Raw genomic sequence first — 19,335 nt, forward strand, 5'->3', positions numbered from 1 at the left:
CCCCCGCCAGGGGGAGGTGGCTGGCTCTTGCCAGACGGAGGGGGAGGACAGCGACCACCTCTGCTCTGGGTCCTCCCCCTCCGTCACCTTCGGCGACACCTCCCCCTAGCGGGGGAGGATTTTAGGGTCAGCTGCGATCGACTACGAACAGCGTGACGCGGTCGTACTTGATGTCGCCGGGGTTGAAGATCGCGTCGGGTACGAACGGACGATCGGTCACCTCGATATCCTTCAGCCCGGCGAGCTTGAACGTCCCGAGCTTGATCTCCTTGGGCGGCTGGCCGTCGCGCTCGAGCGTCACCGCATCGACGAACACATCGTCATGCTTGGTGTACAGGATGTGCGGCGCAAGCGTGCAGACCATCCGGTTGTAGGTCGCGGTGATGCACTTGCGCAGCGCGATCGCCTGGAGGAGCAGCGCGTTCGCATTGTTCGGCGCGGAGGTGTCTGGGGTCGAAATCATGTTGTGCATCGCAGCATAAGTTTGAGGATCGGTGCCGTTAGGCCGAACGCGACCTTACCCACAAGGGTTAAGTTTTCGCGGCCGTCGCTTCGGCTGCGCTTTTACCCGCCCGGCTGGTGGTCGGCAAAGACTTCGTCGGTATGCACGTCGAACCTCACCAACTGCGCCCGACCGAACGTCGTCGTCAGCGCGGTGTCGGTCGCATCGCGCCCCCGCGCCATCAGGATGCGGCCGATCCGCGGGCGATTATGGCGTGCGTCGAACGTGTGCCACGTGCCGCCCAGATACACGTCGAACCATGCCGAGAAATCCATCGGCGCGTCGACCGGCGGGATGCCGATATCGCCGAGATACCCGGTGCAATAGCGCGCGGGGATGTTCATGCACCGGCACAGCGTGATCGCCAGGTGGGCGAAGTCGCGACACACGCCCTGGCGCTCCTGATGCACGTCCCACGCGGTCTTCGTCGGACGGGCATAGTGATAGCCGAACTCGACATGATCATGGACGAAGTCGACGATCGCCTGAACCCGCTGCCAGCCGGACGGGACATGCCCGAACAGCGACCAGGCGGTCTCGGTCAGCCGGTCGGTCTCGCAATAGCGGCTGCCGAGCAGGTAGATCAGGACATCGTCGGGCAAATCCTCGACCGCGTGCTGGGCGGCGTCCGGCGTGATCGGATCGGGCTCACCACTATCCTCGATCGTGAAGTCGCACGACAGCGTCAGGCCGCCCTTGGGCACGGTGACGCGCGTGCAGACGTTGCCGAACGCGTCGAGATAGTCGTAGGTCGGCACGTCGGGGGTCGCAACGATCCGGTGCGGCGTCACGAGATCCTTGTTGCGGGACGGATGCAGGCTCAGCATCGCCATCATCGGCGTCGCGACCTCGGTCTCGAAAACTATGTCGTAGCCAGTCCGGATCAGCATGGAGGAGCCCCTTTTCACGCCTGTTTTAAAGTTTGTGCCGAGTGTTGCCCCGCAGCGTCGGCATCATCGAGCGTGATGTCGACCGACACGGTCATGTCGAGAAAGCTGCCGGGAAAGCCGCTCCAGGTGCCGGAGATCGGCACGGCCTGGTAGATATCGCGCGCGACCGCGACACGGACGAGTCCGCGGTTGCCGACGATGCCATTGGTCGGATCGAACTCGACCCAGCCCGATCCCGGCAGGTACACGCGGACCCAGGCATGCGTGTTGCCGCCGCCGGTCCGCTGCTCGCGCGCGCTGGGGTTGTAGACATAGCCCGAGATGAACCGCGCCGCGAAGCCGAGCGCGCGGACCGCCTCGATCATCAGCACGGCATAATCGCGACACGTCCCCTTGCGCGTCGCGAGCGTCTCGATCGGCGACTGCGTGCCCTTTTCCGGTCGTGGGACATAGGTGAACTCGCGCCGGATCGTCGCGGTCATGTCCGACAGCATCGCCAGCGTATCGGTCGGCCCGTCGGTCCGCACGAATCGCCGTGCCCAGCTGTCGATCTGGCGCAGCGGATCGTGATGCTGGCGCTCGATCGAACGCAGCAGGTCGGGCATTTCCTCCGACGAATAGGTGAACGGATAAAGCCGCGCATACCGCTCGATATCGACGTTCTGCAGCTCGGCCGGCGTGTGCAGCAACTGCACGCGGCTGTCGAAGACGAGCTCCTTGGCGCGCTTGTCGAACGTCGCGATCGCAACAGAATTGCCGAACACGTCCTGCAGCCAGCGGACGTCCGAAGGCTCGGGACTGATCGTCAGCTGGGCATCGATGAGGTGCTGGTCGAAGCTCTCGCGTGGGCGAACCATGATCCGATGCTCGCCAAACGCTACCGGATGGCGGTAGGAGTATCGGGTTACATGAGAGAGAGTTAGAGATGGCATCGAGGATCCGTGTCGCATGAAGACCGCTATCAGCCAATCGCTGCTTGGGACCGAAGATGCCGCACCGGTCACATTGGTCAACCCCGAAGGTGCGTCATCGTTCCTGCTGATCGGCGATCATGCGGGGAAAGCCGTGCCGGCCGCGCTCGGCTCGCTGGGGTTGAGCGATGCCGAACTCTCGCGGCACATCGGCTGGGACATCGGCATCGCCGAGCTTGGCCAGATGTTGGCCAAGCGGCTCGACGCGGTCTTCCTCCGCCAGACCTATTCGAGGCTGGTGATCGACTGCAACCGGAGCGCGCAGCAGCCCGATGCGATCGCCGCCGTCAGCGACGGGACCATGGTGCCCGGCAACCAGGCGCTGTCGGACGCCGACGTCGCCGCGCGGTTCACCGAGATCCACGAGCCTTATCAGGCGGCGATCGCGGCCGAACTTGCGCGCCGCGATGCGCTGGGGATCACGACCACACTCGTCGCGCTGCACAGCTTCACGCCGTCGATGCGCGGCATGGACCGGCCCTGGCAGATCGGCGTCCTGCATGACGGCGGCGATACCGGATTTGCGCACGCTCTGCTCGGCGTCCTGCGCGACGAGCCCGACCTGACCGTGGGGGACAACGAACCTTACCGCATGGACCAGATCGACTACACCATTCCGCGCCACGCCTACCCCGCCCGCCCCTATGCCGAGATCGAGATCCGGCAGGAGTTGCTGGGCTCGACGGAAGGGTGCGCGGCGTGGGCGGATCGGCTGGCGCGGCTGCTGCCGGTGGCCGCGGCACGCACCCGCGCAGCTTGAACCAGCGCCCCAACCGGGATCGGTTTTCAGATTGGCGCGTTAGGCCGCAGGCCTTGGATTATGAGGTCGCGTCCTCCGACCCCTGAGATACGATGCAGCGACCGACGGCCCCGACCACCGATACCCCTACCGATACCCCAATCTCGTCGCATGCGAGCGAGGACCGATACCGCGCCCTGGTCGACGCGATCGACGCCGGTTTCTGCATCATAGACCTGCTGTTCGATGGCGAACGTCCCGTCGACTACCGCTTTATCGAGGTCAATCCGCGGTTCGAGAGCCAGACCGGCCTGGTCGATCCGGTCGGTAGGACCGCCAGCGAACTGGTCCCCGATCTCGAAGCCTTCTGGTTCGAGACCTATGGCCGCGTGGCGACGACCGGCCAACCCGCGCGGTTCGATCATGGCTCGGAACAGATGGGAAGATGGTTCGACGTCCACGCCTTCCGCGTCGGCGATCCCGAAGCCCGACAGGTCGCGGTGCTTTTCACCGACATCTCCGAACGCCGCAGCATCCTCACCGCGGCGCAAGCCAGCGAGGAACGGCTCGGCCAGGCGCTGGCTGCAGGCAATGGCATCGGCACATGGGACTGGGACGTTCCGAACGACCGCGTCACCGCGGACGAGCGGTTCTCGACGTTGTACGGCGTCTCCCCCGAGCTTGGACGCGCCGGTGCACCGATCGAGCGTTTCTTCGGCAACATCCATCCCGACGATGTGCAAGCCGCGCAGTCCGCAATCGACACGGCCTTACGGACTGGAGGCGATTTCAATGCGGAATACCGTCTCGTACAGCCCGACGGCGCAATCCATTGGGTGACCGCGCAAGGTCGCTGTCGCTTGGCCGCCGATGGCACGCCGCTTCGCTTCCCCGGCATCAGCTTCGACATCACCGAGCGCAAACAGGCCGAGTTGCGCCAGCGCGCGCTGCTCGAGCTGAGCGACGCGATCCGCGACCTGACCGACCCTGACGAGATCGCCTATGCCGCCTCCGCGATCCTGGGCCGCGCCTTGCAGGTCAGCCGGGTAGGCTATGGCATCATCGACAAGGTGAACGAGACGATCACGGTCAAGCGCGACTGGAATGCGGAAGGCGTGACGACGCTCGCCGGCACGCTGCATTTCCGGGCGCACGGGACGTATATCGAAGACCTCAAGGCCGGACGAACGGTGGCGATCGCCGATGTCGACAAGGACGACCGGACGCGCGACACCGCCGATGTCTTGAAGGCGATCGACGCGTGGTCGTTCGTCAACATGCCGCTCCTCGAACAGGATGATTTCGTCGCGTTGCTCTACGCCAACCACGCCGTTGCGCGGGTGTGGAGCGACGATGACCTTGTGCTTATGCGCGAAGTCGCCGAGCGAGTCCGGGCCGCCTCCGAACGGCTGCGTGCGGAAACCGCCCGGCGGGAGAGCGAGGAACAGTTCCGGGTCTTCGCCGAAGCCGTGCCGAACCAGATCTGGGCGGCCAGGCCCGACGGGCACCTCTATTGGTTCAACCGCCAGGTCTATGCGTTCAACGGCCTCGAACCGGGAGCACTCGATGGCATCGGCACCTGGAAGGACCGCGTTCATCCTGACGATTATCCGGCAGCGGCAAAGGCTTGGCAGCATTCCCTTGCAACCGGCGACCGGTACGGCGTCGAGTTTCGCGCGCGCGGCAAGGACGGCGACTATCGCTGGTTCCTGGTCCGTGCGGATGCGGTCCGCGCGCCCGACGGCACGATCCTTCGCTGGGTCGGGACCAACACCGACATCGACGACAGCCGCCGCCAGACCGCCGAACTCGCGCGCTGGAACGAGACGCTGGAGGACCAGGTCGCGACCCGGACGCGCGAACTCATGGTCGTCGAGGAAGCGTTGCGGCAGAGCCAGAAGATGGAGGCCGTTGGCCAGCTTACCGGCGGGATCGCACATGATTTCAATAATTTGCTGACCGGCATTACCGGCAGCTTGGAACTGCTCGGCATACGGATAGCCCAGGGGCGGCTGAACGATGTCGAACGCTATTCGCTGGCCGCGCAAGGTGCCGCGAAACGTGCGGCGGCACTAACGCACCGGTTGCTCGCCTTCTCACGGCGACAGACGCTCGATCCCAAGCCGACCGACGTCAACCGGCTGGTCGCAGGGATCGAGGATATGGTCCGGCGAACGGTCGGTCCCGAAGTCGAAGTCGAGGTCGTAGCCTCGGTCGGGTTGTGGGCGACCCTGGTCGATCCCCACCAGCTGGAAAACGCGCTGCTCAACCTGTGCATCAACGCGCGCGATGCGATGCCGGGTGGCGGGCGCCTGACGATCGAAACTGCCAATCGCTGGATCGACGCCCGGATGGCGCGCGAGCGCGAACTCGATGCCGGGCAATATGTGTCGCTGTGCGTGTCCGACACCGGCACGGGCATGACCCCGGAGGTGATCGCCAAGGCGTTCGATCCGTTCTTCACGACCAAGCCACTCGGGCTCGGCACGGGCCTCGGCCTGTCGATGATCTACGGCTTTGCCCGGCAATCCGGCGGACATGTCCGAATCTATTCCGAGGTGGGCGAAGGCACCAACGTCTGCATCTACCTTCCACGGCATTTCGGTGAAGCCGAGGATACCGAGACCGTCGCCGAACACACCGAAGCGCCGCGTGCGAACGCGGGCGAAACTGTGCTGGTGGTCGACGACGAACCGACCGTCCGGATGCTCGTGATGGAGGTGCTCGAGGAGCTTGGCTACGCGGCGATCGAAGCGGCGGACGGAGCATCAGGGCTCAAACTGTTGCAATCCGACATCCGCATCGACCTGCTGGTCACCGACGTCGGCCTTCCCGGCGGGATGAACGGACGACAGATGGCGGACGCGGCGCGGATCGGGCGGCCGGATCTCAAGATCCTCTTCATCACCGGCTATGCGGAGAATGCGGTCGTCGGCAACGGCCATCTCGATCCCGGCATGCATGTGATGACCAAGCCGTTCGCGATGGAAGCCTTGGCCACGCGGATCAAGGATCTGATCGTCGCGGGATGATGGCGCGGCGTGTGGAGTCGTATCCTCCCCCACTCCGTCATCCTGACGAAAGTCAGGATCCAGAGCAACGGACGCCGCCAATCTAGGCTCTGGATCCTGACTTTCGTCAGGATGACGGCAGATGTTTTCATCCCCGGAGAACGTCAAACCATGTTGCATCGCGGTAACAGTCGCGACGCCATTCGCGTTCATGGCAACATTGTCGCTTGATATGATGTATCATCAAATCTACCCGACGTATCGTACAGGGACGACACAAGGGAATTTCATGAAGACGATGCTGTTCGGCGCCACCGCCCTGGCCGCGCTCCTTTCCTCTCAGGCTCACGCGCAGACCGTGGCTGCGGATCCCGTGACGCCAGCCTCTGCCTCCGCATCGGTGGGCTCGACCAACCAGCGCGACATCATCGTCACCGCACCGATCCAGACCAGCGAGCGCGACGTCCTGCAAGGCACGACCGTCCTTACCGGCCAGGAACTCACCCGCCAGCTGCGTCCGTCGATCGGCGAAACGCTCGCGCGCCAACCCGGCGTATCGGCCTCCTCGTTCGGCCCGAGCGCATCGCGTCCTATCCTCCGCGGCTTCCAAGGAGACCGGATTCGAGTATTGACCGACGGGATCGGCTCGATCGACGTCTCGAACACCTCGGTCGACCACGCCGTCATCATCGACCCGCTGCTCGCCGAGCGTATCGAGATCCTCCGCGGCCCCAGCGCACTAATGTACGGCACGTCCGCAGTCGGCGGCGTCGTCAACGTCATCGACACGCGCATCCCGCGGTCGGTGCCCGAGAACGGCTACCGCGTGAACGGCATCGCCAACTATGGTTCGGCCGCCAACGAGCGCTCCGGCGGCATGGCCGGCGACGTCGCGGTAGGCCAGCATCTCGTGCTGCACGCCGATGGCTCGTACCTGAAGTCGGGCGACCTACGCACAGGCGGCTACATCCTCTCGCGCGACGCCCGCGCACAAGCCTTGGCGACGGCGGCCACCACACCCGTTGATCCCAACGACGCCGAGTCGATCGACTATGCCGCATCGGCACGGTTAAAGGGCAAGCTCCCCAACACGCAGGCCGAAACCTGGACGGCGGGTGCCGGCGCGTCGATCATCACCGACAATGGCAATCTCGGCATTTCGTACAGCCACTATGACAGCCTGTACGGCGTGCCGATCCGCTACGCCACGCAACCCGGCCAGGAGCAGGAGGCGCCCCGCCTCGACGTCGTCCAGAACCGCGTCGACCTGCGCGGCGAGATCGATACCGGCGGCGACGTGATCAGCAAGATCCGCATCCGCGCCGGACAGGCGAGCTATCGCCATTTCGAGCTGGAAGAGGACAACTCCGTCGGCACCGCCTTCTACAACAAGGGCCTCGAAGGGCGCCTAGAAGTCGTCCAGGCGAACCGCGGCGGCTGGCAGGGCGCGTCGGGCGTGCAGTTCTACAACCGAATCTTCAACGTGGTCGGCGACGAGGCCTTCCTGCCGAAGAACGAGACCAACCAGACCGGCCTCTTTACGCTCCAGCAGTACGAGTCCGGCAAGTTCCACGCCGAGGGTGGCGTCCGCTACGAGATCACCGACCTCGCCGCGCGCACGCCCGAGGACGACCTGCGCTTCTTCCGCGGCAGCCAGAGCTATCATTCGGTCTCGGGTTCGCTCGGCGCCTCCTATGCGCTGACCGACACCATCCGCGTCGGCCTGAACGGCTCGCGGACCGAGCGCGCGCCGTCGGCAGAAGAACTGTTCGCAAACGGCGCGCATGCCGGGACGCAAGCGTACGAGCTCGGCAATCCGAACTTCCGACTTGAAAAGTCGTGGGGCCTTGAAGGGACGCTGCACGCGCATGGCGACGGCTTCAGCATCGACGCGTCAGCCTATTACAACTGGTTCTCGAACTACATCTCGGAGAACCAGGTCGCATCGACGGTCTGCCAGGCGGCAGCGGATCCCTCGGGCCGCACCGTCGACCTGCCCTGCTTCCAGTACCAGCAGGCCGATGCGCGCTATTACGGGTTCGAGGCCGATGCGTCGGTGAAGGTCGCACAGATCGGCGGTTATGCGGTCAATGCCGACGTGCTGGGTGATTACGTCCACGCCAACATCGTCGACCAAGGCCCCGTCCCGCGCATTCCGCCGATGCGCGTCCTCGGCGGGATCGAAGCGCAGGGCGACCGGATCAACGGCCGCGTCGAGGTCGAGCACGTGTTCGACCAGAACCGCATCGCCGCGTTCGAGACGACGACCAACGAGTACACTATGGTCAACGCCTCGATTGGCCTCAGCCCGTTCGGCAAGGATTCGAAAACGACATTGCTGTTGAGCGCAAATAATCTGTTCGACGTGAACGCACGCCGCGCGACCAGCTTCCTGAAGGACTTCGCCCCGCTCGCCGGCCGCGATTTCCGCGCGACGTTGCGCTTCGGTCTGTAACCTCTAGCGGCCGTTCCCGCATCGAAGCGGGAGCGGCCGGGACCGGATCACTTCCCGATCAGGACGTCGCTCGCCTTGATCAGGACGGTGACGGTGTCGCCGGTCGCGAGTGCGAGGTCGGCGATCGCTTCCTCTGTGATGTTGGCGGTGACGACGTTGCCGCCGCCGATGTCGACCTTGATCGAACCGTTGACCGCACCCGGCGTGATCGAGACGATGGTGCCGGAAATCTGATTGCGTGCGCTGATCTTCATCGTTCTGTTCCTTCTGAAACCGTTCCCCGGCAGCGTTTCGATCACGCTGCCAGCGCTGGATCCGATGCCATGAGATCGACGCGCACGCCATCCTCGCCGAGCAGTTCGAGGATCGGCTCGCCAGACGACAACGCGGTATCGCCCCACCAGTCGGCCGCCGTCATCCCTTCGAGATAGCGCTCGGCACACCGCAATGCGACGGTGCAGCGAAGCGTCACCCCCTCATGCTCCCGCTGAAAAACCATGACACGGTCTTTCCTCTCGCCGGTAACGGCGATCGGCGCATAGTTACCGTTCGAAAACAACGCGGGATGCGCCCGCCGCAAGTCCAGCAGATGCTTGATCGACCGCATCTTGGACGCATCGCCGGCCCGCAGCACATCGCGCAGAACGGCATAATCGACCGGCCGCCGGTTATCCGGATCGACCAGGCTCAGATCGGCGATCTCGGTACCCTGATACAGATCCGGCACGCCCGGCACGGTATAGCGCAACGTGACCTGCGCGAGGCCGTTCTGCTCCGCGGCGGAGGCGATCCGCTCGACGAATGCCGTCATGTCCTCAAGAAAGTCCGTCGACCGTTCGGGATCGAGTAACGCCCGCGCCAGATCGTGACAGCGAATCTCGTACGCCTCGTCCGGCGCCTCCCAGGACGACCGGAGCTTGGCTTCGCGCAACGCCTTTTCCTGCCACGCGACGATCCGCTCTGCATACTCCGAAAGGGCCTCGGCGTCCGGCGCGTGAAGGTTCGTCGGCAACGCGCCGAACAGCGTCTGGAGCAGCATATAGGTGTCGGCGGGATCGACGCCTTCTGCATGAGGGGCAGCGAGTTCGAGCCAATGCGCGACCCGTGCCCGCCAGAGATCGGTGACTTCACTCAGCACCGCGAGACGCGCGCGAACGTCCTCACCACGCTTGTGGTCGTGCGTCGCGGTGGCAAGCATGGCGGACGGCCAATCGCGGGCACGCTCGATCATCGCGGCGTGGAACGCATCGATATCGAGCGAAATCCGCGCGGCGTCGAACCCGACGTCGTTGCGCGAAAGCAGGCGGCCATAGCGATAGAACGCTGTGTCCTCGACCGCCTTGGCGGCGATCGGTGCAGAGAGTTGCTGGAATTTGCGAACCGCTTCGGCGGCGAGTGCGACATCGCCTGGCCCCTCGCCTGCCAACCAACCTAGGATCCGGTCGACGACCGCGCCTTCGCCGGGCGGGACGAACTCCGCAACCCGCTGGCGGACGGTATCGCGGATCCCGGCGTCTGCGAGCGGCGCGGCTTCGCCCGTTCCATAGGTCCGATACACCGGGAAGACCCAAAGCAGCCGCTCGATCGCGCGGTGGAGCATGCCCCTCGTCAGTCCATCGCAGTCGGGTGTCGAGCGGGCCAGCGCCACGAACGCCTCGACGCAGCGGCGGTGCTGCGCATCGAACTGCCACGCGAGCAATTCCTTCCGCGCGCGCAGTTCCTCGGGCGCGAAGTCGGCGGAGCGACCGCTTGTCTTTGCCCAGAGCTCGGCAAGCGGTTCAGCGCCAGCGGGGGCGTGGAGCAAAGCCGTGACCTGCTCCATGAAATCGTACCCACTGGTACCGTCGACGCCCCAATCGGTGCTGAGCGGTTCGCCATCGGCAAGGATCTTCTCGATGACGATGTAGGCAGGCCCAGCCGGCGCGTCGGCGGGACGTTCGAGCGCGTCGAGCCTTGCGCGCAAGGTGCGGCAATAGCCGGCGGGGTCGGTCAGGCCGTCGACGTGATCGACACGGACGCCGTCGATAAGGCCCTCGGCGTAGAGGCGAAAATAGAGCGCGTGCGTAGCCTCGAACACGACCGGATCTTCGGCACGAAGGCCGGCAAGGTCGTTGATCGTAAAGAACCGTCGCCAGTTAAGTTCGTCGTTCGCTACGCGCCACGAGGCGAGGCGGTAATGCTGGCGGTCGATTAGCGCAGCGATGTCGTCGGTCGCAGCGGTGGCCTGATCCTCGTCGCGGATCGGCAGGCGGTGCTCGCCGTATGCTTCGAGGACGTAGCGGCCGTCGACCTGCTCGACCTTCAGCGCGTCCCTGGCCAGCGTCTCGGCGAGCGGATCGCCAAGGATCGGGAGGACGAGCTTCTCGCGCCAGTCGATGTCGAAGTAGCGCGCGAATTCGCTGTTTTCACCATGTGTTAGAACGTCGTTCCACCACGTGTTCTCACCTCCGGCAACGCCCATGTGGTTCGGAACGATATCGATGATGACGCCCATCTCGCGCGCACGCAGCGCTCCGACGAGGCTGCGGAAAGCGTCCTCGCCGCCGAGTTCGGGATTGATCCGGGTCGGATCGACCACGTCGTAGCCGTGCGTGGACCCGCTACGCGCGGTGGTGATCGGCGAGGCGTAGAGGTGGCTGATTCCGAGCCCGTCGAGATACGGCACCAGCGCTTCGGCATCGGCGAAGGTAAAGTCCTTGTGGAACTGGAAGCGATAGGTTGCGCGCGGCGTTGTAAGCGGGATCATGCGGGTCTCGTGGCGTTGAGCGTGTCGATGCGAGCGGCGACTTCGGGTCGGGCGAGCAGCGCCTCGGTCGTGTCGGGCATGCGGCGGCGCCAATTGGGATGTTCGCCGATCGTGCCGGGGAGGTTGGGTTGCTCGACCAGTCCGGCAAGATCTTCGATCGGGATGATGGCGAGCGTGCAAGGCGTGCCAGCGACGTGTGCGATCGCTGCGTCGACGACCGGATCGGCGTCTTCGGGGGTGGGCTGTTCGGTGCCGGTGTCGAATACAGACCAGAGCGCGACGCGGTCCTCGGCGCGAGCGGCGAGGTCTGCGGGTTTGTCGGCGGCTTCCGACTTACGTCCAAGGTCCCATGTCCAGTCGATATCGCGACCGCTCCACCACCCTGCGACGGTGGCAAGGTCGTGCGTACCGGTCATCGCCACCGCGTCGGGCGACCATTTGGCGGGCGGCACGAAGCCGTCCGCGTCGCGCTCGAACCACAACACCCGCATCCCGAGCATGGCGCGGGCGTCCATCGCCTCGCGAAAGCCGTCGGGGACGGTGCCGAGGTCTTCGCCAATGACGATGGCCTTGGCACGCTGCGATTCCATCGCGACGATCCGCATCAGGTCGTCGAACGGCATGTCGAGGTAGGCGCCCTCCGCGGCCGACGCACCTTCGGGGACGACCCAGAGGCGGCGAAGGCCGAACGCGTGGTCGATGCGGATGCCACCGGCATGCGTGAGCGCTGAGCGGATCGTAGCAATGAAGGGAGCGAAGCCGGTATCGCGCAGCGCTTGCGGATCGAACCCGGTGATGCCCCAGCTTTGCCCGTCGGGGCCGAGCGGATCGGGCGGCGCGCCGATCGAGAGCCCTGTCAGCAAGTCGCCGCGCCGGCTCCAGCCGTGGCTGCCGCCGGGGTCCATGCCGACAGCAAGATCGGCGATGAGACCGATCGCCATGCCGACGTCCTTGGCGGCCGTCTGCGCAGCGTCGAGGTCGCGGCGCGCTAGCCACTGCAGGAAGATGTAGAACGTGACGTCGTTCGCATGCTCCGCGACGAAGCGGCGGACGGCGGGGCTGGCGGGATTGTGATAGTCGACCGGCCATTGCTGCCAGCCGCGTGCATCGGTAGTCGCGAAGAAGTGTGCGTGGAGGGCGTCGAACTCGGCATGGCGTTCGAGGTCGTCGCCACCGTGTCGCCTGAACGCCGTCAGGGTTTCTTCAATCTGTGGAAGCGCTTGGTCGAAGCTGTTGCGTAGTCGCGCGAGCTTTTCGGGGATCGCCGCGTGCCAGTCGATCAGTTCGGGGAAGTCGCGGCTGTCGGACTGTGCATCGAATGCGGCCGGGTCACTGTACAGCCCGTTGAGGAATTGCCGACTCGAGGGCGCGTAGGGGCTGTATCGGCTGGCGTCGGCGGGGAACAACGCGTGCGTCGGGCTGATCGCGAGGGCATCGGCGCCGCGTTGGCCGAAGGCTCGAGCGGTATCGGCTAGCGAAACGAAGTCGCCGAACGCCTTCCGCCCGTCGGTGCGAAGGCTGGGGATCTGGACGGCGGGGGCCCAGAGTTTGCGGCCCGGTAGCGCGTCGGCGATCGTGTAGCAGCGGCGCGGCGCCACGAGAATGTCGACGACTTCGCCATTGATTTCAAGCTTATGGTAGCCGCTCTTTCTTATCGGACTCAACTCGCCGCTTTCGACCGTGACGGGGTGCGTCGTAGCGTCTTCGAACGTAAGTTTGGCTTTGCCTGATACCTTTGATGCCAGCCGGATCGGGTCTCCCACATCGACCGACAAGAAGCGGACGCCCTGCGCGTCTCGCGCTTCGATTGCGGCGAGGCTGTCGGCGACCTGCTTTTCGCTTTTGGACGGATGGCCCAGGCACTCCAGGATCGCCTGCAGCGCATCGTCGGTAACGGTCTGGCGACGACCGGCTGCGTCCTGCCATTCGGGTTGCAGGCCGGCTGCGACAGCGAGCGTTCGGAGACTGCTCATCGATCCAGCCAGACTGCCACGCTGGCAACTTGTCCGGGCTCGCCCTCGCTGAAGATCGGCGAAGCCTCCCTTTCAGGAAAATCAACGACTTCATCGCCAAGGTTGAGCGCAATCGTGAGGATCGCGCCGTCCGCCATCTGCCAGCGTGCGACGACGGCCCCCTCCCCGATCGCTTCGGCGCCAATCGACTTCGTGCCCCGCAGACGAGGGATGATCGCGTCGTGGCGGAGCGTTAGAAGCGTGATGTACAGATCTTTCCAATCGGCTTCATCCGGGCCGCCGCGCGCACGGGAGCGCTCGAAGGTTTCGACCGCGTTCGGGTCAGGAATCGCTTTGCGCGCTTCCGGGTCGGCGAAGGCGGCGAACTTGGCGAACTCTTTCCGCCTGCCTTCGCGAACCGCGTCGGCTAGTTCGTCGTGGAAGTCGGTGAAGAACAGGAACGGGCTTTCGCTGCCGTGCTCGTCGCCGATGAAGAGCAGCGGGATCTGAGGGCCGAGCAGGAGCAACGCGGTGGCGACGCGGAGCTTCTGGCGGTCGGCGAGCAGCGTCAGGCGTTCGCCCATCGCGCGGTTGCCGATCTGGTCGTGGTTCTGGAGGAACGCGACGAATGCGGTCGGCGAGAGGTGCGCGCTGGGTTTGCCGCGCGGCTTGCCGTCGTGGTTGGGGGAGCCTTCGCCCTGGTAGATGAAGCCTTCGCCCAAGCAGCGCGCGAGGCGTTCGGCGGGGCGGTCGGCGAAGTCGGCGTAATAGGCGCTGGTCTCGCCGGTGAGCAGGACGTGGAGGACGTTGTGGAAATCGTCGTTCCACTGCGCGTCGAACGCGGCGGAATGGAGGCGATCGGCATCGTTGCCTTCGTTCTCGAGGACGAGGTGGACGTGGCGGCCGGCGGTCTTCTCGCGCAGTTCCGCGGCCATCGCGTCGAGGAAGGCGTCGTTCTCGATCGCGTGGACCGCGTCGAAGCGAAGGCCGTCGAACTTGTACTCGTTCAGCCACATCAGCGCGTTGTCGACGAAATAGCGGTGGACCGGCGCCTGGTCGACCGCGACCGCACCGCCCCAGGGAGTGTTGACTTCGGGGTGGAAGAAGCCCTTCGCGTAGGCGCCGAGGTAGTTTCCGTCCGGGCCGAAGTGATTGTAGACCACGTCGAGGAACACCGCGAGGCCGAGATCGTGCGCGCGGTCGACCAGCGCTTTCAGATCGTCGGGGGTGCCGTAGCTTTCGGCGGGGGCGTAGGGGAGCACGCCGTCATAGCCCCAGTTGCGCGTGCCGCCGAACGCGTTGACGGGCATGAGTTCGATTGCGGTGATGCCGAGTTCGGCGAACGCCGGGAGGTGGTCCGCGACACCTGCAAAGCCGCCGAGCGTGCCGACATGGACCTCCTGGATGACCATCTCTTCCCACGGCCGGCCGCACCAGTCCAAGGTGCTCCACGTGTAGGCGTCAGGATCGACGACGACGCTCCAGCCGTGGACGCCGCCGTGTTGGAATCGCGAGGCCGGGTCTGGGACCGTCAGATCGTCGGCAAGCTTGAACCGGTAACGGTTGCCGGGATTGACGGGGGCCTTCGCGCTGAACCACCCCTCCGGGTCGCGGGTCATAGGGACCGCGTCGCCGTCCGCGATCTCCAGGGTCACTTCGTTGCGGTCAGGTGCCCAGAGACGGAAGACCGTTCCGTCCTCGGAAAGCGTCGGCCCCCAGGTCATGCCGCTGCGATCGTCCAGGAGAGTAGTGCCGCGCCCTGTTGGGGCAGTTCGTAGCTGTCCTTGATTAAAGTCGCGCCCTGCTCCGGCTTGCTGCTGTCGATCAGCACGGTGCGCTCGACCTCTGCCGGCGGCGGCATGTGGAACGTCAGCGGACCTTCCGAGGCGTTGAGCAGCAACGAGATGACCTGCACCTCGCCCGACTCCCGCTCGCATGCGCGGCGCATCACCAGCGCACGGCCATTGGTATTTTCCCAGTCCTCGGAGGTCAGTTGCAGGCCACGCTCGTCCCACCATTCGATGTCCTTCAGCCCTTCCGCGGGCGTGTCTTCGCCGTAGAGGAAGTTGCCGGCGCGTAGCATCGGGTAGTCGCGGCGGAGAGCGATCAGGCGCGCAGTGAAGTCGATCAGTGCGTCGCCCTCGGGGGACTTGGCCTTGTTCCAGTCAAGCCAGCTGATCTCGTTGTCCTGGCAATAGGCATTGTTGTTGCCGTTCTGCGTGCGGCCGAACTCGTCGCCCGCGACCAGCATCGGCGTGCCGAGCGAGGCGAACAGCGTGGTCAGCATCGAGCGCATCACGCGCGACCGGGTCTCGAGGATCGCGGGGTCATCGGTCGGACCTTCGACGCCCCAGTTGCGCGAGCAGTTGTTCGAGTGGCCGTCGTTGTTGTCTTCGCCGTTCGCCTCGTTGTGGCGTTCCTCGTAGGCGACCGTATCGGCGAGCGTGTAGCCGTCATGCGCACCGAGCAGGTTGACGCTCGCCCAGGGGCGGCGCGCCCGGCGGTCGAACAGGTCGGCGGAGCCGGTCAGGCGCGCGGCAAGATCGGCGCGCTGGGCATGATCACCGCGCCAGAATTTGCGCACGGTGTCGCGGTATTTGTCGTTCCACTCGGCGAAACCGGGGGGGAAGTTGCCGAGTTGGTAACCGCCGGGGCCGATGTCCCAGGGCTCGGTGATCAGCTTCAGCCTCCCGAGCACGGGATCCTGGCGGAGCACGTCGAAGAACCCTGCGCCGGGATCGAAGCCGGTATCCGTACGGCCGAGCGTCAGCCCGAGATCGAAGCGGAAGCCGTCGATCCCGAAGCTGGTCGCCCAGTAGCGGAGCGAGTCCGCGACCATCTGGATGACGCGAGCCTTGGTGAGGTTCAACGTATTGCCGGTGCCGGTGTCGTTGATCGAATAGCGCGGGTCGTCCTTGACGAGGCGGTAGTAGCTCGCGTTGTCCAGACCGCGCCAGGAAAGCGTCGGACCCTGTTCGGAGCCCTCGCAGGTGTGATTGTACACGACGTCGAGGATCACCTCGATCCCGGCCGCGTGGAGGCGGCGGATCGAGCGGCGGAGTTCGTCGTGGCTGTCGGTCGCGAAGAACGAGCGCTCGGGCGTGAAGAAATTGAGGGTGTTATAGCCCCAGTAGTTGCGCAGGCCTTTTTCCTGAAGAAAGCGGTCCTGGATATAGGTGTGGATCGGCAACAGCTCGATCGCGGTGACGCCGAGGCGCTTGAGGTGATCGATGACCTTGGGATTGCCGAGCGCCGCGAAGGTGCCGCGTTCGGAGGGCTGGACCTCCTCGAACAGCTTGGTCAGGCCCTTGGTATGCGCCTCGTAGATCACCGTCTCGGACCAGGGCGTGTTCGGGCGCACGTCGCGCGACCAGTCGAAATGGCTGTCGGTCACGACACCCTTGGGCATTGTCAGCGCGCTGTCGCGCTTGTCGAAGCTCAGGTCCGCGCGCGGCGACTTGACCTGGTAGCCGTACATCGCGTCGGTCCAGCGGAGCTCGCCGACCATCTGCTTGGCGTACGGATCGAGCAGCAGCTTGTTGGGGTTGAAGCGGTGGCCTTCCTCGGGCGCGTACCGGCCATGCGCGCGGAAGCCGTAGACGAGGCCGGGCTGTGCGTCGGGGAGGTAGCCGTGCCAGACTTCGTCGGTCCATTCGGGCAGCGGATAGCGCTTCAGCTCGCGGCGGCCGGTCTCGTCATAGACGCAGAGCTCGATCTTCTCGGCATTGGCGGAATAGACCGCGAAGTTGACGCCGAGGCCGTCGAAAGTCGCGCCGAGGGGATAGGCCGAGCCGGCGTCGAGCGTGTCGGGCAGTAGATGCAATGCGTGGACCCTTTTCGTGTCGCCGACCGAGCTTTATCGCGGTGCAGCATTCCTTGCCGTGAAACCCGCCCGCCCGTTCCTATGTTCCGCACGCAGCAGCGAGTTTTCGCCGCACCTTCTCACAGATCAAAGGACCTGCGTATGCCTTCCATCCGATCGATCGCCGCATGAGCGGGCCGAAACTGTTCGAGCCGCTCCAGGTCGGCAACCTGACGCTCGCCAACCGGATCGTGATCGCGCCGATGTGCCAGTATTCGGCGACCAACGGCTGCATGAACGACTGGCACCAGATTCATCTGGGCCAGCTCGCGCTGTCGGGCGCGGCGCTGCTGACGATCGAGGCGAGCGCGGTGCTGCCCGAGGGGCGGATCACGCATGGCGACGTCGGGCTGTACGACGATGCGACCGAGGCGGCGATGGCGGGGGTGATCGAGAGCGTGCGGCGCTGGTCCGACATGCCGATCGCGATCCAGTTGTCGCACGCTGGGCGGAAAGCGTCGTGCGAGGTGCCTTGGAAGGGTGGGCTGCAGATCGCACCGGGCGAGCCGAACGGGTGGCAGACCGAGGGGCCTTCAACGGTGCCGTTCCTGCCGGAGGAGAATGCTCCGGTCGCGCTCGACCGCGACGGGCTAACGCGCGTCCGCGATGCGTTCGTGGCCGCGACGGTGCGCGCGGCGCGGCTCGGGATCGACGCGGTGCAGGTGCATGCGGCGCATGGGTATCTGCTGCACGAGTTCCTGTCACCGCTGTCGAACCGGCGTGAGGACGAATATGGCGGCAGTCTCGAAAACCGGATGCGGTTCCCGCTCGAGGTGTTCGATGCGGTCCGGGCTGCGTTCCCGGCGGAGCGCGCGGTGACGATGCGCGTTTCGGGGACCGACTGGGCCGAGGGCGGTTGGGATTCGGAGCAGACGGTGGCGTTTGCGAAGGCTCTGGAGGCACGTGGGTGCAGTGCGATCCACGTCTCGAGCGGTGGGATCATGACGGCGCAGCAGATCCCGGTCGGGCCCAGCTATCAGGTGCCGCTCGCGCGTGCGGTGAAGCAGGCAGTGTCGATCCCGGTGGTCGCGGTCGGGCTGATTACCGATTTCGAGCAGGCCGAGGCGATCGTCGGCACGGGCGATGCGGACATGATCGCGCTGGCTCGGACGATCCTGTACGATCCGCGCTGGCCCTGGCATGCGGCGGCGCATCTTGGGGGCAAGGTGAAGGCGCCGAAGCAGTATCTGCGGTCGCAACCGCGGCAGTTTAAGGATTTGTTCGAGGGGTAAGCAGCCTCTGCTTCCACGATCCTCCCCCGCCAGGGGGAGGTGGCGCGGAGCGACGGAGGGGGAGGACACGGAACAGAGGTTTTGCCTGCCTCCCCCTCCGTCAGGCTGCGCCTGCCACCTCCCCCTGGCGGGGGAGGATTTCTTAGTTACGCTCTAGCGATGCCTGAGCGTTCACCCCGCGACGGTCATCACCGAGCCCGAATCCACCCGGATATCCGCGCCGTTGATGAAGCTCGCCCGTTCCGAGCACAGGAACAGAATCGCCGACGCAACCTCTTCCGCCGTCCCGCGACGCTTCAACGTCATCCCCGGCCGCTCTTCCTCGAGGAACGTCTCGATCGCCTCGTCGAAGCTCGTGCCCCTCTCGTCGGCACGCTTCTGCATCATCTTGTCGGTCATCGGCGTCGCGATGAACGCGGGCGAGACGGTGTTCACCAGCACGTTGTCGCAGCCGTAAGCTTTCGATAGCCCCTTCGACAGGCTGGAGATGCCGGCCTTCGACGCGCAATAGGCGAGTTCGTCGACATAGGGCTGCACCGCGTCCTCCGAGCTCATCAGCACGATGCGACCCCATTTGGCGGCGCGCATCGCCGGGATCGCCTCGCGGCAGACACGCACCGCGCCCATCAGGTTGATGTCGAGCGTCGACTGCCAGCCGGCATCGTCGACGTCGAGGAAGTCGCCGGTCGCGCCGGTCACGCCCGCGCAGTTGACCAGGATGTCGGGTTCGCCGAGCTGTTCGCGGACCTTGGCGAACAGGGCCTTCACGTCGTCGAGCTTGGTCAGGTCGGCCTCGACCGCGATCACTTCGCCGTGCGCCTTCAGGTCTTCGACACTCGCGTCAAGATCACCGCCGGGTTGGTCGGTGATCGCGACGCGGACGCCTTCCTGGAGCAGCATCCGGGCGGTTTCCTTGCCCATGCCGCTGTCCGCGCCGGTGATGAGCGCGATCTTGCCTGTGATATCGAGGTTCAT

At 65.4% G+C, this 19,335-nt stretch carries 13 protein-coding genes; 4 read left to right on the top strand and 9 right to left on the bottom strand.

Translation table 11 applies throughout. The annotated features are described in order from the left end of the window. Positions 1–127: 127 nt before the first annotated feature. The 3 genes from AC1ME3_RS17630 to AC1ME3_RS17640 form a co-directional block, all read right to left on the bottom strand. Complete coding sequence (locus AC1ME3_RS17630) at positions 128–463, bottom strand: WYL domain-containing protein (protein ID WP_480954206.1); 336 nt, start codon at positions 461–463, stop codon at positions 128–130. A 101-nt stretch (positions 464–564) separates the two neighbouring features. After that, the gene (locus AC1ME3_RS17635) at positions 565–1,392 is read right to left on the bottom strand and encodes a transglutaminase-like domain-containing protein (protein WP_480954207.1); all 828 of its coding nucleotides are present in this window, start codon (positions 1,390–1,392) and stop codon (positions 565–567) included. A 14-nt stretch (positions 1,393–1,406) separates the two neighbouring features. Further along, positions 1,407–2,342, bottom strand: coding sequence for a transglutaminase family protein (locus tag AC1ME3_RS17640; RefSeq protein WP_321163591.1), 936 nt, complete (start codon positions 2,340–2,342; stop codon positions 1,407–1,409). On the opposite strand from AC1ME3_RS17640, the gene AC1ME3_RS17645 reads away from it, so the two are divergent. From AC1ME3_RS17645 to AC1ME3_RS17655, 3 genes are all read left to right on the top strand, one after another. Beyond that, complete coding sequence (locus tag AC1ME3_RS17645) at positions 2,341–3,123, top strand: N-formylglutamate amidohydrolase (RefSeq protein ID WP_480954208.1); 783 nt, start codon at positions 2,341–2,343, stop codon at positions 3,121–3,123. The genes AC1ME3_RS17640 and AC1ME3_RS17645 overlap by 2 nt on opposite strands. A gap of 92 nt (positions 3,124–3,215) precedes the next feature. After that, positions 3,216–6,134: a PAS domain-containing protein gene (locus tag AC1ME3_RS17650; protein ID WP_480954209.1), complete on the top strand. Its 2,919-nt coding sequence runs from the start codon at positions 3,216–3,218 to the stop codon at positions 6,132–6,134. Between the two features lie 277 nt (positions 6,135–6,411). Next, complete coding sequence (locus AC1ME3_RS17655) at positions 6,412–8,568, top strand: TonB-dependent receptor (protein WP_480955866.1); 2,157 nt, start codon at positions 6,412–6,414, stop codon at positions 8,566–8,568. A gap of 47 nt (positions 8,569–8,615) precedes the next feature. Here the strand turns inward: AC1ME3_RS17655 and AC1ME3_RS17660 are convergent, their stop codons facing one another. Genes AC1ME3_RS17660 through glgX form a run of 5 tightly spaced genes read right to left on the bottom strand, consistent with a single transcriptional unit; the run spans position 8,616 to position 17,089 of the window. Continuing rightward, positions 8,616–8,822, bottom strand: coding sequence for a TOBE domain-containing protein (locus AC1ME3_RS17660; protein WP_056063255.1), 207 nt, complete (start codon positions 8,820–8,822; stop codon positions 8,616–8,618). A gap of 41 nt (positions 8,823–8,863) precedes the next feature. After that, positions 8,864–11,314 carry a malto-oligosyltrehalose synthase gene (gene treY / locus AC1ME3_RS17665; protein WP_480954210.1) on the bottom strand — a complete coding sequence of 817 codons (2,451 nt, stop codon included), beginning with the start codon at positions 11,312–11,314 and terminating at the stop codon, positions 8,864–8,866. Then, positions 11,311–13,287, bottom strand: coding sequence for a 4-alpha-glucanotransferase (gene malQ, locus AC1ME3_RS17670; RefSeq protein ID WP_480954211.1), 1,977 nt, complete (start codon positions 13,285–13,287; stop codon positions 11,311–11,313). Before malQ ends, treY begins: the two co-directional genes overlap by 4 nt. Beyond that, complete coding sequence (gene treZ, locus AC1ME3_RS17675; protein WP_480954212.1) at positions 13,284–14,990, bottom strand: malto-oligosyltrehalose trehalohydrolase; 1,707 nt, start codon at positions 14,988–14,990, stop codon at positions 13,284–13,286. Before treZ ends, malQ begins: the two co-directional genes overlap by 4 nt. Then, positions 14,987–17,089, bottom strand: a complete 2,103-nt coding sequence (gene glgX, locus AC1ME3_RS17680) for a glycogen debranching protein GlgX (RefSeq protein ID WP_480954213.1) — start codon at positions 17,087–17,089, stop codon at positions 14,987–14,989. Before glgX ends, treZ begins: the two co-directional genes overlap by 4 nt. A 167-nt stretch (positions 17,090–17,256) precedes the next feature. On the opposite strand from glgX, the gene AC1ME3_RS17685 reads away from it, so the two are divergent. Next, complete coding sequence (locus AC1ME3_RS17685) at positions 17,257–18,360, top strand: NADH:flavin oxidoreductase/NADH oxidase (protein WP_480954214.1); 1,104 nt, start codon at positions 17,257–17,259, stop codon at positions 18,358–18,360. 171 nt (positions 18,361–18,531) lie between these two features. Here the strand turns inward: AC1ME3_RS17685 and AC1ME3_RS17690 are convergent, their stop codons facing one another. Continuing rightward, positions 18,532–19,335 (bottom strand): SDR family NAD(P)-dependent oxidoreductase, encoded by an 804-nt coding sequence (locus AC1ME3_RS17690; RefSeq protein WP_480954215.1) that lies wholly within the window; start codon positions 19,333–19,335, stop codon positions 18,532–18,534.

This window comes from Sphingomonas sp. BL2 (assembly GCF_056680015.1).

What these genes read in the sequence shown, in the direction of transcription:
- AC1ME3_RS17640 (WP_321163591.1), bottom strand. Translation starts at nt 2,342, where the DNA reads ATGCGACACGGATCCTCGATGCCATCTCTAACTCTCTCTCATGTAACC.
- AC1ME3_RS17630 (WP_480954206.1), bottom strand. Translation starts at nt 463, where the DNA reads ATGATTTCGACCCCAGACACCTCCGCGCCGAACAATGCGAACGCGCTG.
- AC1ME3_RS17685 (WP_480954214.1), top strand. Translation starts at nt 17,257, where the DNA reads ATGAGCGGGCCGAAACTGTTCGAGCCGCTCCAGGTCGGCAACCTGACG.
- AC1ME3_RS17635 (WP_480954207.1), bottom strand. Translation starts at nt 1,392, where the DNA reads ATGCTGATCCGGACTGGCTACGACATAGTTTTCGAGACCGAGGTCGCG.
- treZ (WP_480954212.1), bottom strand. Translation starts at nt 14,990, where the DNA reads ATGACCTGGGGGCCGACGCTTTCCGAGGACGGAACGGTCTTCCGTCTC.
- AC1ME3_RS17690 (WP_480954215.1), bottom strand. Translation starts at nt 19,335, where the DNA reads ATGAACCTCGATATCACAGGCAAGATCGCGCTCATCACCGGCGCGGAC.
- AC1ME3_RS17660 (WP_056063255.1), bottom strand. Translation starts at nt 8,822, where the DNA reads ATGAAGATCAGCGCACGCAATCAGATTTCCGGCACCATCGTCTCGATC.
- AC1ME3_RS17650 (WP_480954209.1), top strand. Translation starts at nt 3,216, where the DNA reads ATGCAGCGACCGACGGCCCCGACCACCGATACCCCTACCGATACCCCA.
- AC1ME3_RS17645 (WP_480954208.1), top strand. Translation starts at nt 2,341, where the DNA reads ATGAAGACCGCTATCAGCCAATCGCTGCTTGGGACCGAAGATGCCGCA.
- malQ (WP_480954211.1), bottom strand. Translation starts at nt 13,287, where the DNA reads ATGAGCAGTCTCCGAACGCTCGCTGTCGCAGCCGGCCTGCAACCCGAA.
- AC1ME3_RS17655 (WP_480955866.1), top strand. Translation starts at nt 6,412, where the DNA reads ATGCTGTTCGGCGCCACCGCCCTGGCCGCGCTCCTTTCCTCTCAGGCT.
- treY (WP_480954210.1), bottom strand. Translation starts at nt 11,314, where the DNA reads ATGATCCCGCTTACAACGCCGCGCGCAACCTATCGCTTCCAGTTCCAC.